The sequence below is a fragment of the Pseudorhodoferax sp. Leaf274 genome (assembly GCF_001422445.1).
Taxonomy (GTDB): Bacteria; Pseudomonadota; Gammaproteobacteria; order Burkholderiales; family Burkholderiaceae_C; genus Pseudorhodoferax.
The window spans coordinates 156,514-171,135 of sequence record NZ_LMNA01000030.1; the positions used below are offsets into that span (position 1 = coordinate 156,514).

The 14,622-nt window shown below is 70.2% G+C and carries 11 protein-coding genes and 1 other RNA gene; 4 read left to right on the forward strand and 8 right to left on the reverse strand.

Annotation, left to right across the window (positions count from 1 at the left end; genetic code table 11):
• Window positions 1–2: 2 nt before the first annotated feature.
• The 4 genes from ASF44_RS27565 to trxA form a co-directional block, all read right to left on the reverse strand.
• A complete protein-coding gene (locus ASF44_RS27565; RefSeq protein ID WP_056902473.1) occupies window positions 3–1,694 on the reverse strand; it encodes a hypothetical protein in 1,692 nt (563 codons plus the stop codon).
• Window positions 1,695–1,781: 87 nt separating this feature from the next.
• Window positions 1,782–2,039 (reverse strand): type B 50S ribosomal protein L31, encoded by a 258-nt coding sequence (locus ASF44_RS27570; protein WP_056902474.1) that lies wholly within the window; start codon window positions 2,037–2,039, stop codon window positions 1,782–1,784.
• 134 nt (window positions 2,040–2,173) lie between these two features.
• Window positions 2,174–3,436, reverse strand: a complete 1,263-nt coding sequence (rho, locus tag ASF44_RS27575; RefSeq protein WP_056902475.1) for a transcription termination factor Rho — start codon at window positions 3,434–3,436, stop codon at window positions 2,174–2,176.
• Window positions 3,437–3,637: 201 nt separating this feature from the next.
• On the reverse strand, window positions 3,638–3,970 hold the full coding sequence (gene trxA / locus ASF44_RS27580) for a thioredoxin TrxA (RefSeq protein ID WP_056673284.1): 333 nt from the start codon (window positions 3,968–3,970) through the stop codon (window positions 3,638–3,640).
• A 124-nt stretch (window positions 3,971–4,094) separates the two neighbouring features.
• On the opposite strand from trxA, the gene ASF44_RS27585 reads away from it, so the two are divergent.
• Window positions 4,095–5,375: a TIGR03862 family flavoprotein gene (locus tag ASF44_RS27585; protein ID WP_056902476.1), complete on the forward strand. Its 1,281-nt coding sequence runs from the start codon at window positions 4,095–4,097 to the stop codon at window positions 5,373–5,375.
• A 111-nt stretch (window positions 5,376–5,486) separates the two neighbouring features.
• On the opposite strand, the gene ASF44_RS27590 is transcribed toward ASF44_RS27585, so the two are convergent.
• The 4 genes from ASF44_RS27590 to ffs all read right to left on the reverse strand — a co-directional run bounded on the left by ASF44_RS27590 (window position 5,487) and on the right by ffs (window position 11,665).
• Window positions 5,487–6,518 (reverse strand): HD domain-containing phosphohydrolase, encoded by a 1,032-nt coding sequence (locus tag ASF44_RS27590; RefSeq protein WP_200930669.1) that lies wholly within the window; start codon window positions 6,516–6,518, stop codon window positions 5,487–5,489.
• 19 nt (window positions 6,519–6,537) lie between these two features.
• On the reverse strand, window positions 6,538–10,731 hold the full coding sequence (locus tag ASF44_RS27595; RefSeq protein ID WP_056902477.1) for a response regulator: 4,194 nt from the start codon (window positions 10,729–10,731) through the stop codon (window positions 6,538–6,540).
• 502 nt (window positions 10,732–11,233) lie between these two features.
• Window positions 11,234–11,479 (reverse strand): hypothetical protein, encoded by a 246-nt coding sequence (locus tag ASF44_RS27600; RefSeq protein WP_162243880.1) that lies wholly within the window; start codon window positions 11,477–11,479, stop codon window positions 11,234–11,236.
• 89 nt (window positions 11,480–11,568) lie between these two features.
• Window positions 11,569–11,665, reverse strand: an RNA gene (gene ffs / locus ASF44_RS31360) — signal recognition particle sRNA small type.
• Window positions 11,666–11,721: 56 nt separating this feature from the next.
• Here ffs and dnaX point away from each other — a divergent pair.
• Genes dnaX through recR form a run of 3 tightly spaced genes read left to right on the forward strand, consistent with a single transcriptional unit; the run spans window position 11,722 to window position 14,543 of the window.
• On the forward strand, window positions 11,722–13,575 hold the full coding sequence (gene dnaX / locus ASF44_RS27605; protein WP_056902479.1) for a DNA polymerase III subunit gamma/tau: 1,854 nt from the start codon (window positions 11,722–11,724) through the stop codon (window positions 13,573–13,575).
• Between the two features lie 25 nt (window positions 13,576–13,600).
• The gene (locus ASF44_RS27610; RefSeq protein WP_056902480.1) at window positions 13,601–13,933 is read left to right on the forward strand and encodes a YbaB/EbfC family nucleoid-associated protein; all 333 of its coding nucleotides are present in this window, start codon (window positions 13,601–13,603) and stop codon (window positions 13,931–13,933) included.
• A gap of 19 nt (window positions 13,934–13,952) precedes the next feature.
• A complete protein-coding gene (recR, locus tag ASF44_RS27615; protein ID WP_056902481.1) occupies window positions 13,953–14,543 on the forward strand; it encodes a recombination mediator RecR in 591 nt (196 codons plus the stop codon).
• Window positions 14,544–14,622: the final 79 nt, after the last annotated feature.

A 14,622-nucleotide genomic window follows, 5' to 3' on the forward strand; every position in this document is an offset into this window, starting at 1 on the left:
TCTCAGCGCCGGAACAGCAGCATGTCTTCGTCCTTGTCGGCCGGGCGGCGCACGGAGGCGACCAGCGTCCAGGGCTGGGTGCCGACCGTGTCGCGCACCGTGGACACCGCGTCCGAGTGCACCAGCAGCCAGGGGCAGTCCGAGGGCTGGTCCGAGGCCGGCCGCAGGTCCATGCCGCCGTGGAAGCGGAACGCCGCGATCTGCGCGCGCGTGAAGCCGTGGATCTCCACGCAGCCCTGGGGCCCCTTCATCTGCGCCTGCACCAGGCGCACCAGCGGCGCGTAGCTGCGCGCGTAGTTGAGCGTGGGCATGCCCAGCGTCATGAGCAGGAACCAGCACAGCGCCGTGCCGCCGGCCGGCAGCACCAGGCTCTTCCAGATGGCGGCCGGGTGGCGGCCGACGCGCCAGCGCACCAGCCAGATCCAGACGCCGGTGGCGGCCAGCGCCAGCACGAAGGCGGGCAGCGAGAACAGCGGCTCGAAGCCCGGCGCGAGCTTGAACACATTGGCGGCAGGCTTGGCCGGCACGCCGGTCTGCAGCGAGATCCAGATGACCCAGATGGTGATCGCGCAGCTCGAGAAGAACAGCAGCGTGAACCAGTCGATCAGCGCCGCCATGCTGCGGCCGAATGTCGGCAACGCGAAGGCGGCCAGGGCGGCCATGGCCGGCAGGCCCAGCAGCAGCGCGCGGTCGGACGGCGGGGCCACCAGCGTGCCGCCCAGCAGTACCAGCAGGAACCACAGCGGGATCGCGAAATGCCGCTCCGGCCGCCCGCCGAGCAACTGGCCGCGCCAGCGCCACAGCGTCCACAGCGCCAGCGGCCAGACCGGCCAGGTGAACCACAGCAGCAGGCGGCCCAGGCTGCGCCAGGTGCTCCACTGCGCGGCCGGCAGGGCAATGCGCCAACGCCACAGGTCCAGCGCCACGCAAAGGGCGGCCGTGGCCAGCGCCAGCAGCAGCACCCACAGCGCCAGCCGGCGGCGCACGGCCGGGCTGTCGTCCTCGCCACGCTCGACCAGGCAGGTGGCGGCGCCACCCAGCCCCAGCAGCACCGCCACGCTGGGGGCGCCGGACAGGGCCAGCCCGACCAGGCCGGCGGCCAGCGCGGCCAGCGCCTGGCCGGTGCGGTAGGGCAGCGCGGCCAGGCCGAAGAAGGCCAGCGCGGAGCAGCCGAGCTGGGCCAGCGCCGGCGTGGTCTCGTGCGAGAGCTGGGCCAGGCCCAGGCAGGCGATCAGCGCCAGCAGGCCGCCATCGGCGAGTGCGCGCGCGTAGTCGGCGGGGCGGGCCTCGCCGCCGAAGGCGAAGGCCACGGGCTGGGCCCGCGGCGCGCGGGCTAGGTAGTACACGCCGTACCAGGTGGAGGCCAGGGCCGCCGCCAGCAACGCCATGAACGGGATGCGCGCGGCGAACGCCGGATCGATCCAGGAAGGTGCCAGCGCGATGGCGCCGGCGCCCAGCCAGAACGGCAGCAGCACGCCGGGCTCGGGCTGGCCCATCAGCGTGGGGTCCCACCACGAGGTGGTGCCGGCCACGAGCTCCAGCATGGTGCCGAAGGCGGCGACGTCGGTGTTCTTGAGCGGATCGCGCCCCACGAACCCCGCCAGCACATAGGCCGCGCACAGCAGCAGCAACGGCCAGCGCGGCAGGCGACGGACCGAACTCTGGGCGACGATGGCTGGGCTGGGTTGGTTCACGGAGTGGAGGGGAGCGGAGAGGGCAGCAAAAAGGGCAGCGCGGTCGAACCGGGCTGCCCTTGGGCTGCTTGCCTTGCGAGCGGCTGCTTACTTGGCAGCTGTCTTGCCGAAGCGGTTGCGGAAGCGCTCCACGCGGCCACCCATGTTGTCCACCGACTTTTGCGTGCCGGTGTAGAAGGGGTGCGATTCGCTGGAGGTGTCGAGCTTGAACAGCGGCAGTTCGCGGCCGTCTTCCAGCTTGACCATTTCCTTGGTGCTCACGCACGAGCGCGTGACGAACTGGAAGTTGTTGGACATGTCCTGGAACACCACTTCGCGGTAGTTCGGGTGGATGCCTTCTTTCATGGAGATTCCTTCTGTTTCAGCTGCGACAGCCGTCACGTGCCTTGCATGAACCATTCATGCAATCAAAAGCCGAGATACTTGCCGCGAAAAGCCCGCGATTATCACATATCCGCGGGCAGGGGAGTGCTGGGCGTTCAGCCGCCGCGGCGCATCATGTCGAAGAACTCGTTGTTGGTCTTCGTGGCGCGCATGTTCTTGAGCATCAGCTCCATCGACTCGATCTCGTCCATGTTGTACATGAACTGGCGCAGGATGCGGCTCTTCTGCAGGATCTCGGGAGCCAGCAGCAGCTCTTCGCGGCGCGTGCCGCTGCGGTTCAGTTGCAGCGATGGGAACACGCGCTTCTCGTACAGGCGGCGGTCCAGGTGGATCTCGCAGTTGCCGGTGCCCTTGAACTCTTCGAAGATCACTTCGTCCATGCGGCTGCCGGTGTCCACGAGCGCGGTGCCGATGATGGTCAGCGAGCCGCCTTCTTCGACATTGCGGGCCGCACCCAGGAAGCGCTTGGGGCGCTGCAGCGCGTTGGAGTCCACGCCGCCCGTGAGCACCTTGCCCGACGAGGGCACGACGTTGTTGTAGGCGCGGGCCAGGCGCGTGATGGAATCCAGCAGGATCACCACGTCCTTCTTGAGTTCGACCAGGCGCTTGGCGCGCTCGATCACCATCTCGGCCACGTGCACGTGGCGCGCCGCCGGCTCGTCGAAGGTGGAGGCGATGACCTCGCCCTTGACCGAGCGCTGCATCTCGGTCACTTCCTCGGGGCGCTCGTCGACCAGCAGCACCATCATGTAGCTGTTGGGGTAGTTGGCCGCGATGGCGTGGGCGATGTGCTGCATCATCACCGTCTTGCCGCTCTTGGGCGGGGCGACCAGCAAGGCGCGCTGGCCTTTGCCGATGGGCGCGACGATGTCGATGATGCGGCCGGTGATGTTCTCTTCGCCCTTGATGTCGCGCTCGAGCTTCATCTGCTCTTTGGGGAACAGCGGGGTCAGGTTCTCGAACATGACCTTGTGCTTGTTCTCTTCGGGGCCGCCGCCGTTGACCTTGTCCAGCTTGTTCAGCGCGAAATAGCGTTCGCCGTCCTTGGGCGTGCGCACCTCGCCTTCGATCATGTCGCCGGTGTGCAGGTTGAAGCGCCGCACCTGGCTCGGGCTGATGTAGATGTCGTCGGTGCTGGCGGTGTAGCTGGTGTCGGGGCTGCGCAGGAAGCCGAAGCCATCGGGCAGGATCTCCAGCACGCCGTCGGCGAACACCTGCTCGCCGGCACGCGCGCGCTTCTTGATGATCGCGAACATCAGCTCCTGCTTGCGCATGCGGCCCGTGTTCTCGATCTCCAGTTCCTCGGCCTGCCGCAGGACTTCGGACACGTGCAGAGCCTTGAGTTCGTTTAAGTGCATGGAATGACTCCGTCGGGGAGTTCAGTGGTGGCTTACGCGGGGGAGGTGGTGCGGGTGAGGCGGCATGCGCCTTGGCACCGAATCGAACCACCTGCCCCTGGTGGGGGTGGCGGCGAACTGCGGGGGATTATGACAGGAAAGAACGCCTGTCCGAGGTGCCGGTGCGTGGAGGACCGGATCGGGCAGGCGTGGGTGCGGTGCTCAGGCGAGCTGCTGGTCGATGAAGGCGGTCAGCTGCGCCTTGCTCATCGCGCCGACCTTGGTGGCGGACAGCTCGCCGCCCTTGAACAGCATCAGCGTGGGGATGCCGCGGATGCCGAACTTTGCGGGGATGTCGCGGTTCTCGTCGACGTTCATCTTCGCGATCTGCAGCTTGCCGGCGTAGCCCGTGGCCACGTCGTCCAGGATGGGGGCGATCATCTTGCAGGGGCCGCACCACTCGGCCCAGTAGTCCACGAGCACGGGCGTGGCGGACTTCAGCACATCGGCTTCGAAGCTCGCATCGGACACATGCTTGATCAATTCGTTTGCCATTGTTCGCTTCCTTTATGGTGATACGGTACGGCTAAAGTCGCGGCATTGTGACAGAAACCAAGTATTCGAGCGGGGCCCCAAAGGCTATAGCCGCCATAGCGAAAACGGCTATTCCAAAGGCTCCATGCACACCCTTGACGCGATGAAGCCGACCCCGCAGATCGCCGTGGTCGGTGGTGGTCCCGCCGGCCTCATGGCGGCCGAATGCCTGGCCCGCGCGGGCCTGTCGGTCGACCTGTTCGATGCCATGCCCTCGGTCGGCCGCAAGTTCCTGCTGGCCGGCAAGGGCGGGCTCAACCTCACGCATTCCGAAGACGGGCCGCGCTTCGTGTCGCGCTACGGCGCGCAGCAGGGCGCCGTGGCGGCCTGGCTCGCGCGGCTCGATGCACAGGGCGTGCGCGATTGGGCCGAGGGCCTGGGCGTGGCCACCTTCGTGGGCAGCTCGGGCCGCGTGTTCCCGTCCGACATGAAGGCAGCACCGCTGTTGCGCGCCTGGCTGCACCGCCTGCGCGAGGCCGGCGTGCGCCTGCACATGCGGCACCGCTGGATCGGCTGGACCGAGGACGGCCGCCTCGGCTTCGAGGCACCCTCCGGCCCCGTGCAGACGCGGCCCGCCGCCACGGTGCTGGCCCTGGGCGGCGCCAGCTGGCCGCGCCTGGGCTCGGACGCCGCGTGGGTGCCCTTGCTGGCCGCGCGCCAGGTGGCCATCACGCCGTTGGTGCCGGCCAACTGCGGCTTCGACCTTGCACCCACGCCACGCGCGCAGGCCGGCATGGGCTGGAGCGCGCACTTCGCCGAGCGCTTCGCGGGCCAGCCCTTCAAGTCCGTGGCCTTGCGCTGCGCCGACGGGCAGGGCGGCTGGTTCACGCGCAAGGGCGAATTCGTGGCCACCGCGGGCGGCATCGAGGGCAGCCTGGTCTATGCCGCGTCCAGCCTGCTGCGCGAGGAGATCGCGCGCAACGGCCAGGCCCGGCTGTGGCTGGACCTGCTGCCCGACCGCACGCCCGAGCAGGTGCTGGCCGCATGCCGCCACCCGCGCGGCGCGCGCTCACTGTCCAGCCACCTCAAGAGCCGGCTGGCGCTCGACGGCATCAAGCTGGCCCTGCTGTACGAGGTGCTGGCGCCCGACACGCTGCACGACCCCGCCGCGCTGGCGCAGGCCATCAAGGCCGTGCCGCTGGCATTGGCGGCGCCGCGGCCGGTGGCCGAGGCCATCAGCACCGCCGGCGGTGTGGCGCTGGATGCGCTCGACGCCCACCTCATGCTCAAGGCCATGCCTGGCGTGTTCTGCGCAGGCGAGATGCTGGACTGGGAGGCGCCCACCGGAGGCTACCTGTTGACGGCCAGCATGGCCAGCGGCGTGGTGGCGGCACAGGGCGTGCTGGCGCACCTGCAGACGCGTTGAGCGGCCTTGCACGGCTGCGCGCCGCGCTGGCCAGGTGGCGGCCGGCCATCCACGGCTGCGCAAGGCGGGCGATGCCCGATCCGGTCGACGCGCCGATGCACGACCCAGGCCTCAAGGCGGCAGCAGCGCGGACGCGCTGAAGGGCTCGCCCTCGTCGGCCTCGCGCTGGTCCCAGCGCTGCTTGACCTCCAGCACCTGCGGCAGGATGGAGGCGAACACCGGCACCATGTCCGGATCGAAGTGCGAGCCCGCGCCTTCGTGCAGCGCCAGCATGATGCGCTCGAGCGGCCAGGGCTCCTTGTAGGGCCGCCGCATGCTGAGCGCGTCGAACACATCGGCGATGGCCACGATGCGTGCCGACTCCGGGATGTCCTTGCCGGCAAGGTGCTGCGGATAGCCCGAACCGTCCCAGCGCTCGTGGTGGGCGAGCGCCACCTCTGCCGCCAGTTGGAACACCGGCGCGCGGCTTTTGACCAGGATGTCGTGGCCGATGCGCGGATGCGTGCGCATGATTTCCCACTCCTGTTCGTCCAGCTTTCCTGGCTTGCACAGGATGGTGTGGGGAATCCCGATCTTGCCGGTGTCGTGCATGGGCGCGGCCAGTTCCAGCATGGCGGCGTGCTCGGGGTCCCAGCCCCAGGCCATGGCCAGCAGCCGGGCGTAGGCGGCCATGCGCCAGATGTGCACGCCGGTGTCGTTGTCGTTGTAGTGGCCGGCCTCGCCCAGCATGAAGATGGCGGTGCGGTAGCTGTTCTCCAGCGCGGTGGCGCGCACCAGCGACAGGTGGGTGCGCACGCGCGCGCGCACGATCGGCGGCGACACCGGCTTGACGATGTAGTCCACGCCGCCGGCCGCAAAGCCGGCGGCCTCGTCGCCGACCTCGGACAGCGTGGTCACGAAGATCACCGGCGTGTCGCGCGTGGCGGCGTCGGCCTTCAGCCGGCGGCACAGCGCGTAGCCGTCCATGTCGGGCATGCGGATGTCCAGCAACACCAGCGCCGGCTGGTGCTTGTGCGCGGCGGCCAGCGCTTCGGCGCCGTCGCGGGCGAACACCAGCGGATGCTCGTCGGCGAGGATCTGGCGCAGCGTGGCAAGGTTGGCCGGTTCGTCGTCGACGATCAGGATGGGCCGGCGGCGCAGCATGGGGTCTCCTTGGCGCGGTTCAAAGGGTGTCGAGCAGGCGGCGCACATAGCGTTCGCCGCCACGGAAGTCGTAGCTGTCCAGCAGGTCCTGCAGGGCCTGCACGTCGGCTGGCGGCAGGTGCCGGCCCAGTGCGGCCACCAGGGCTTCGGCGGGGCCGGGTTCGTCGGCATCGAGTGCGTGCAAGAGGGCCTGCAGCAGCGGCTGTGGCCGCTCGTCGGTCGCCGGCTGCGTGGCCGCCGGCGGCGCGGCGAAGGCAGGGTCCGCGCTGAGCTGGCCCAGCGAGGCGCTGGCCGTGTCCAGAGCCTGCTCCAGCCGCTGCAGCGCCGCGGCCGCGTCCTGTCCCGCCTGCAGCGCCTGCTCGATGTCGGCCGCGGCCTCGGCGGCTTGCGGCAGCGCCAGGTGGGCGGCGCCACCGCGCAGCCGGTGGGCGAGCGCGCCCGCCTGTTCGGTTGCGCCGGCGGCCAGCAGCTTGCCGATCTCCTGCGCGCTGGCGCCATGCTCGTGGAGGAAGCGCGCCAAGAACCGGCGGTAGGCGCGCGCGTCGGTCCAGATCTGCAGGCCCTGCGCCAGGTCGATGCCGGGCAGCTGCGGCAGCCCCGGTCCCTCGCGCCGCGCACCGGGCGCGGCGACGCTGGTGGGCGTGCCATCGCGGCCGGTCAGGCGCCGGACCAGGGCGATCGCCTCGGCCACGTCGAAGGGCTTGCCGATGAACCCGTTCATGCCGGCCGCCCAGGCCGCGTCCTCCTGGCTCTTGAAGGCGCCCGCCGTCAGCGCGACCACGGGCAGGTGCGCCAGCTGCGGCTGGCTGCGGATGCGGCGGGTGGCCTCGATGCCGTCCATGACGGGCATCTGCACGTCCATCAGCACGATGTCCACGGCGGCGGCGGCGCTGTCGCCAAGCCGATCCAGCGCCTGCTGGCCATCGCCGGCCAGCACCACGGCGGCACCGGCACGCTGCAGGATGCGCTGCGCCACCTCGCGGTTGATCTCGCTGTCGTCCACCACCAGGATGGACACGCCGGCCAGGGGCTGTTCCGCCACCGGCCGGCCTGCTGCCGGTCCGTCCGGCACGGCGCTGCGGCGGCGCTGGGCTTGCACCACCGCGTCGTAGAGCTTGGAGCTCGTGAGCGGCTTGTCCAGCACGGCGTCCACCAAGTCGGGGCCGGCCTGTGCGAGCAGCGCGCCGCGCGCATGGGCGGTCACCATGATCACGATGGGGCAGGCGTGCGGCGGCACCGCGGCGCGGATGGCGCGCGCGGCGGCCAGCCCGTCCATGCCCGGCATGCGCCAGTCCAGCAGCACGACGTCGGGCAGGCTGTGCGTGGCGATGCGCCGGTCGATGAATTCCAGCGCGTCACGGCCCGAGGCCACGGCCTCCATCTGCCAGCCCAGTCCGCGCGCGGTGGCCACGGTGGCCTCGCGCACGAGCGGGTTGTCGTCGGCCACGAGCGCCTGCACCTGCAGCATGGCCGGCGAAGAGAAGTGCGTGGCCGGCGCCGGCTCGAACGGCACCGTGAACCAGAAGGTGCTGCCCTGGCCCGGCGTGCTCTGCACGCCGATCTCCCCGCCCATCAGTTCCACCAGCTGCCGGCAGATCGCCAGCCCCAGCCCGGTGCCGCCGAAGCGCCGCGTGGTCGAGGTGTCGGCCTGGGCGAAGGGCGCGAAGATGTCGCCGACCTTGTCCGGCGCGATGCCGATGCCCGAATCGACCACCGAGAAGCGCAGCCGCACCTGCCGGCTGTCGCGACGCTCCAGCGCGGTGTGCAGGGCCACCTGGCCGCGGTCAGTGAACTTGATGGCGTTGGCGGTCAGGTTCACCAGCACCTGCTGCAGCCGCAGCGCATCGCCCATCAGCTGGCCCGCACCCAGCGGCGGCGGCGAGATCACCAGCTCCAGCGGCTTGTCGCCGGCGTTGACGCCCATGATGGTGGCGACGTTGTCGATGACCTCGTCGAGCCGGAACGGCGCGCGCTCGATCTCCAGCCGGCCCGCCTCGATCTTGGAGATGTCCAGCACGTGGTTGATGGTGCCCAGCAGCGTGCGCCCGGCGGCGTGGATCTTGCGCACCAGGTCCAGCGACTCGCCCTCCAGCGCGCCGTGCTCCAGCAGGTAGGCGAGCCCCAGGATGGCGTTGAGCGGCGTGCGGACCTCGTGGCTCATGTTGGCGACGAAGGCGGCCTTGGCCCGGCTGGCCTGCTCGGCCGCATCGCGCGCCTGCACGAGTTCGGCCTCGGCGCGCTCCAGGTCCGAGATGTCCTGCAGGAAGACCACCGTGGCCGGTCCGTCGGACAGGTCCACCGCGGTGCAGGCCACCAGCACGGGCAACAGCGCGCCGCTCTTGCACACGCTGTGGGCCTTGCCGGCGCCGGCCGGCGCGGCCTGCGGGGCGGCCAGCGCCGCGTGCGCATCGACCGCGAACGCCGCGCGCCAGTCGTTGCCGGCCAGCGTGTCGCCGCTGCCGTAGCCGTGCATCTCCAGGAAGCGCTGGTTGGTGTATTCGAAGCGCTCGCCGCGCAGGATGGCGACGGCCGTCGGCGCGTTCTCGATGAGCATGCGAAAGCGCGCCTCGGACAGCTTGAGCGCGGTTTCTGCACGGCGCGCCGTGATGTCGCGCACCACGGCCAGGAAGCGGGGCCGGCGCTCGGTGGTGGCCGGCAGGTACTGCAGGAACACTTCCGCGGGGATCGGGTGGCCATCGCGGTGCCGGTGCACGACCTCGACCAGCTGCGAGGGCATGCGGCCTTCCACCAGCGGCCGCGTGCGCTCCAGGTACTGGGCCGGCGTGGTGTCCCACAGCAAATCGGTCGGCTTCATCGCAAGCAGCTCGGCCTCGCCATAGCCGCTCATGCGGATGGCGCCTTCGTTGACGTAGAGGAACTGCAGCGTCTGCGCGTCGAGGATGAACACGCAGTCCAGCGTCTCGTCCAGCATGCTCTTGAAATCGCGCAGTTCGGCCTCGCGCGCCGCCAGGGCCTGGGCCGATTGCTGGCGCGCCGTGACATCCATGTGCGTGCCCGCCAGGCGGACCGGCGAGCCGTCGATCCGGTTGCCGCGCGACAGCAGCCAGACCCAGTGGCCGTCGGCATGCCGCACGCGGAACTCAGCCTCGAAGCGCGGTGCGCGGCCTTGCGCGTGGTCGGCGGCATGGGCCAGCACGCCGGCCGCATCTTCCGGGTGCAGCCGCTCGGACCAGGGCTGGCGCTCCAACTGCAGCTGCGTCGGCGTCAGGCCCAGCATGCTGCAGCCGCGCGCGTCGAGCACGATGCGGCCGCTGTCCAGGTTCCACTCCCACAGGCCCAGGTCGGCGCCGCGCAGCGCCAGCGCCACGCGCTCCTCGCTCTCGCGCTGGGCGGCGCGGCCAGCCAGCTGCAATGCCGCCAGCTGGGTGCGGCGGCGCTGCAGCAGCCCCAGGCCCACGCTGCTGGCCAGGGCCACCGCTGCGAACAGCAGGCCATAGGTCTGCGCCTGCTGCCAGATCGGGGCATACATCGCGGTTTCGGAGCGGCCCACCGCAACCACCAGCGGCTGGTCGACCTGCACCCGCGGCGACAGCACGGTGCGCACGGCCACCAACCGCTCGAGGCCTGCGCCCTGGTCGTGGTGCAGGCTCTGCGGCGCGCCGGCTGCCGCGTGCTGCTGCCAGAAACCGTCCGCGCCATCGAGGTCGTCCAGCATGTCGGCGGACGTCAGCGGAGCGACCTGGAACAGCCGGCCCTGGCCGTGCAGCACGGCGGCCCACATGTCCGGCGCGTAGGTGACCGAGCCGAGCACGCCGCCGAAGTATTCCGGGTCCAGCGTGGCACTGGCCACGCGCAGCACGCTGCCATCGGTTGCGAAACTGGCGCGCGCCACGTTCAGCGCCACGCTGCCCAGGTAGGAGCGGAACGGTGCGGACAGCGACAGCATGCCCGTCTTCGGTGCGCTCCGGGCGGCCCGGAAGAAGTCGCGGTCGGCGTAGTTGCGGCCCAGCAGTTCGGGCCGGTTGGCAGACAGCACCCGGCCCTTGTTGTCCATGACCGCCAGCGTGCGCACGCCGGGCATGACATCCACCAGCGCATGCAGCGCGGCATCGCCCACGCTGCCGGCCGGCGATGGCCAATGCGCAGCCGCGGCCAGCGTGGTGCGCAGAGCCTGGTCCACGCTCTCCAGCTGGCGGCGCACATGGTGGTCCACGACCTGTGCCTGCGTCTGCAGGCGGACACTTTCCGACAATCCAACGCGCCGGTGTTCTCGCACGAGGGCGTACACCATCAGTCCAGCCAGCACCGCAAGTACACCAGCCAGAAGCAGCCATTCGCGCAGCAATGCAGACCATAGGGTCCTGCGGACCTTATTAGCAGTCATTTTCGTGCATTTTAATAAGGTGAATCGCTCAAATTCGGGTCATATTACCGCGTGCCATGCAACGGCGAAAAGGCAGGGAAATGGAGCCGAATGCCGTGGCCCCGGGGCACGGCGGGCCTGCGGTCGCGGCACGTACCACCGCCGTCGAGCGGTGGTGCCGACATGGGGCGTTGACATGCGCGGCCTATGCTGCGCCGATGGATTTGTGGGACGCGCTCCAGGCGTTATGGCAACTGCTCGTGCTGGTCGCGCGCTTCCTGGGCTGGCTGCTGGGCGTGGGGCACTAGGCCGTGGCGACCGGTACTCGGTCAGAAGCCTGTCTTCCGTCGCGCTCTGGCAGGGCTTGAGCCGCGCCGCCGAAGGCCGCTCACTACTTCCTGGCTGGCGAGGAGGCCATGGCCTCCAGTGCCTCGATGCTCGCCTCGGTCCCGGGGATGCCGCGCAATGCGTCCAAGGCTTCCAGCATCATCGACTTGGTGAGCTTCTGAAAGCGGATGTAGATCTCGATCCGCTCGACCAATTCCAGGCCGTCTTTCCGGGCTTGCTCGTCCGCGACATGGGCGAGGCACTCGCGGATGTGCTGCAAATGGGTCAGTGCGGCAGGGTGTCTGTGCATCGCTGCAATGTAGGCGATCCGACGCGCGCGTTCCACCCATTGCACGCGGCGCCTGGGCCGCTCGGGCGCTGAAACAGGGAGAGGGAGGGGGTGACGAGCCTTGACCCCGGCACTGGCTACACAGTTAGGGCTGCTTGGTTCCCCACCTGACCCGGTTGGCCGCTTCACCATGCGGGAAGGCCCGTCGAGGCGCATTGTAGCCGCGCCGAATTGCCCCCTGGACCGGTTCGTAGAATGCGCGGATGTCCTATCTGGTTCTCGCGCGCAAATTCCGACCCAAGACGTTTGGAGAGATGGTGGGGCAGGAGCATGTGGTCCGCGCGCTCGAGAACGCACTGACCAGCCAGCGCTTGCACCACGCCTACCTGTTCACGGGCACGCGCGGCGTCGGCAAGACCACCGTGTCGCGCATCCTGGCCAAGTCGCTCAATTGCCAGGGCCCGGACGGGCAGGGCGGGGTGACGGCACAGCCCTGCGGCGTGTGCCAGGCCTGCACCGAGATCGATGCCGGCCGCTTCATCGACTACACCGAGTTGGACGCGGCGTCCAACCGCGGCGTGGACGAGGTGCAGGGGCTGCTGGAGCAGGCCGTGTACAAGCCGGTGCAGGGCCGCTTCAAGGTCTTCATGATCGATGAAGTGCACATGCTCACGAACACGGCCTTCAACGCCATGCTCAAGACGCTGGAGGAGCCGCCCGAGTACCTCAAGTTCGTGCTGGCCACCACCGACCCGCAGAAGGTTCCGGTCACGGTGCTCTCGCGCTGCCTGCAGTTCAACCTGCGGCCGATGGCGCCCGAGACGGTGCGCGAGCACCTGGGCCGTGTGCTCCAGTCCGAGGGCGTGCCGGCCGACGACGCCTCGCTGCGGCTGCTGGCGCGTGCGGCACGCGGCTCCATGCGCGACGCGCTGTCGCTGACCGACCAGGCGATCGCGTTCGGTGCCGGCCAGCTGCAGGAGGCCACCGTGCGCCAGATGCTGGGCAGCGCCGACCGCAGCCACGTGCTGCGCCTGCTGCAGGCGCTGGCCGATGGCGACGGGCGCACCGTGGTCGACACCTGCGAGGAGCTGCGCCTGCAGGGCTTGTCGGCCGCGGCCACGCTGGAGGACATGGCCGCCATGCTGCAGCGCATGGCCGTGCTGCAGGCCGTGCCCGATGGCGCCCGCGGCGACGACGCCGAGCTGGCCGACGCTGCCCGACTGGCCGCCGCGATGCCGGCCGACGAGACGCAGCTGCTCTATTCCATCTGCCTGCACGGCCGCGCCGAACTGGGCCTGGCGCCGGACGAGTACGCCGGGCTCACGATGGTGCTGTTGCGGCTGCTGGCGTTCAAGCCGGCCGGCGCCACGGCGGAAAAAAAAACTCCGCATGACGGCGGTGCCGGCCTGAGCCGCGCGGCGCAGGCCTCTGCCCCCACCGTCACTCCCACTGCCACACCTCCATCTGCACCGGCACCCAGCGCTGCGCCCGCCCCGGCGCCGTCCTCCGCGCCGCGTCCGGCCATGCCGTCGGTCTCGGCGGCCCCGGCCAGGCCCGAGGGCGAACGCCTGCGTGTGGTGGAGATGCCGCCCGTGCAGGTGCAGGCTCCCGCGCCCGCTGCGCCCGTCCATGCGCCGCAGCAGGACGTGGTGGCCGTCGCCGTGCGCGAGCAACCCGAACCCGGCGCGCGCCAGCAGCCCCAGTCCGCCACCGGGCCATCGCGGCTGGTGCCCAACGAGGAGGGCGACCTGTGGCACCAGACCGTGCAGCAGCTCGTTGCCGCCGAGGCCATCACCGCGCTGGCGCGCGAACTGGCGCTGCAGGCCCAGCTGATCGCGCGCGATGGCGACCACTGGATGCTGCGCGTGGAGCGCGAGTCGCTGAACCAGGCGGGCAGCCGCGAGCGGCTGCGGGCCGCACTGGAGCAGGCGGGCCTGGGCACCCGCCTCAGCGTGGAAGTGGGCACCGTCAGCGACAGCCCGGCGCGCCGCAATGCCGCGTTCGCAGCCGAGAAGCAGCGCGTGGCCGAAGAGACCGTGCGCAACGACAGTTATGTGCAAAGCCTGGTGCGCGACTTTGGCGCGAAAATCGTCGCCAGCGGCATCAAGCCACTTTGATTCAAAAACCTCTAGGAGTATTCGCATGTTCAACAAGGGACAACTGGCCGGCCTCATGAAGCAGGCCCAGGCCATGCAGGACAACCTCAAGAAGGCGCAGGACGAGCTGGCCTTCATTGAGGTCGAGGGCGAGTCCGGCGCCGGCCTGGTCAAGGTCGTCATGACCTGCAAGCACGACGTCAAGCGCATCACCATCGACCCCAGCCTGCTGGCCGACGACAAGGACATGCTGGAAGACCTGGTGGCCGCCGCCTTCAACGCCGCCGTGCGCAAGGCCGAAGAGACCAGCCAGGAAAAGATGGGCAAGCTCACGGCCGGCATGCCGGGCCTGCCGGGCGGCATGAAGTTCCCTTTCTGAGGCCGGCGGCAAACCTTCCGTGGCCGATTCCGGCTCGCTGCAGGCGTTGGTCGAGGGGCTGCGCCGCCTGCCAGGCGTGGGGGCCAAGTCGGCCTCGCGCATGGCCTTCCACCTGCTGCAGCACGACCGTGTCGGTGCGCAGGCCCTGGCCCGCGCGCTGACGCAGGCGGTGGACCAGGTGCGCCACTGCGCGCTATGCCATACCTTCACCGAAGCCGAGATCTGCAGCACCTGTGCCGACCCGCGCCGAGATGCCAGCAAGCTGTGCGTGGTGGAGACGCCGGCCGACCAGTCGGCCGTGGAGCGCACCGCCGCCTTCAGGGGGCGCTACTTCGTGCTGATGGGGCGGCTCAGTCCGCTCGATGGCATCGGCCCCAAGGACATCGGCCTGCACGAACTGGTCGACCGCGCCTGCGACGGCGTGGTGCAGGAGGTCATCCTGGCCACCAACTTCACGGCCGAGGGCGAGGCCACGGCACACGCCATCGCGTCATCGCTCAAGGCCCGCGGCCTGGCCGTCACGCGGCTCGCGCGCGGCGTGCCCGCGGGCAGCGAGCTCGAATACGTCGACCTCTCGACCATCGCGCACGCGCTGGTGGACCGTCGCTGAGGGCTGCGCCGCGCGGGGCGCCATCCGCAGCATCGCTTACGTGCTTTCCCCAAAGGGATGTTCCGGATGACGCGCGCCG

Excerpts from the sequence above, each read along its gene's own strand:
- ASF44_RS27570 (WP_056902474.1), bottom strand. The coding sequence starts at position 2,039 with ATGAAAGAAGGCATCCACCCGAACTACCGCGAAGTGGTGTTCCAGGAC.
- rho (WP_056902475.1), bottom strand. The coding sequence starts at position 3,436 with ATGCACTTAAACGAACTCAAGGCTCTGCACGTGTCCGAAGTCCTGCGG.
- trxA (WP_056673284.1), bottom strand. The coding sequence starts at position 3,970 with ATGGCAAACGAATTGATCAAGCATGTGTCCGATGCGAGCTTCGAAGCC.
- ASF44_RS27585 (WP_056902476.1), top strand. The coding sequence starts at position 4,095 with ATGCACACCCTTGACGCGATGAAGCCGACCCCGCAGATCGCCGTGGTC.
- ASF44_RS27590 (WP_200930669.1), bottom strand. The coding sequence starts at position 6,518 with ATGCTGCGCCGCCGGCCCATCCTGATCGTCGACGACGAACCGGCCAAC.
- ASF44_RS27600 (WP_162243880.1), bottom strand. The coding sequence starts at position 11,479 with ATGCACAGACACCCTGCCGCACTGACCCATTTGCAGCACATCCGCGAG.
- dnaX (WP_056902479.1), top strand. The coding sequence starts at position 11,722 with ATGTCCTATCTGGTTCTCGCGCGCAAATTCCGACCCAAGACGTTTGGA.
- ASF44_RS27610 (WP_056902480.1), top strand. The coding sequence starts at position 13,601 with ATGTTCAACAAGGGACAACTGGCCGGCCTCATGAAGCAGGCCCAGGCC.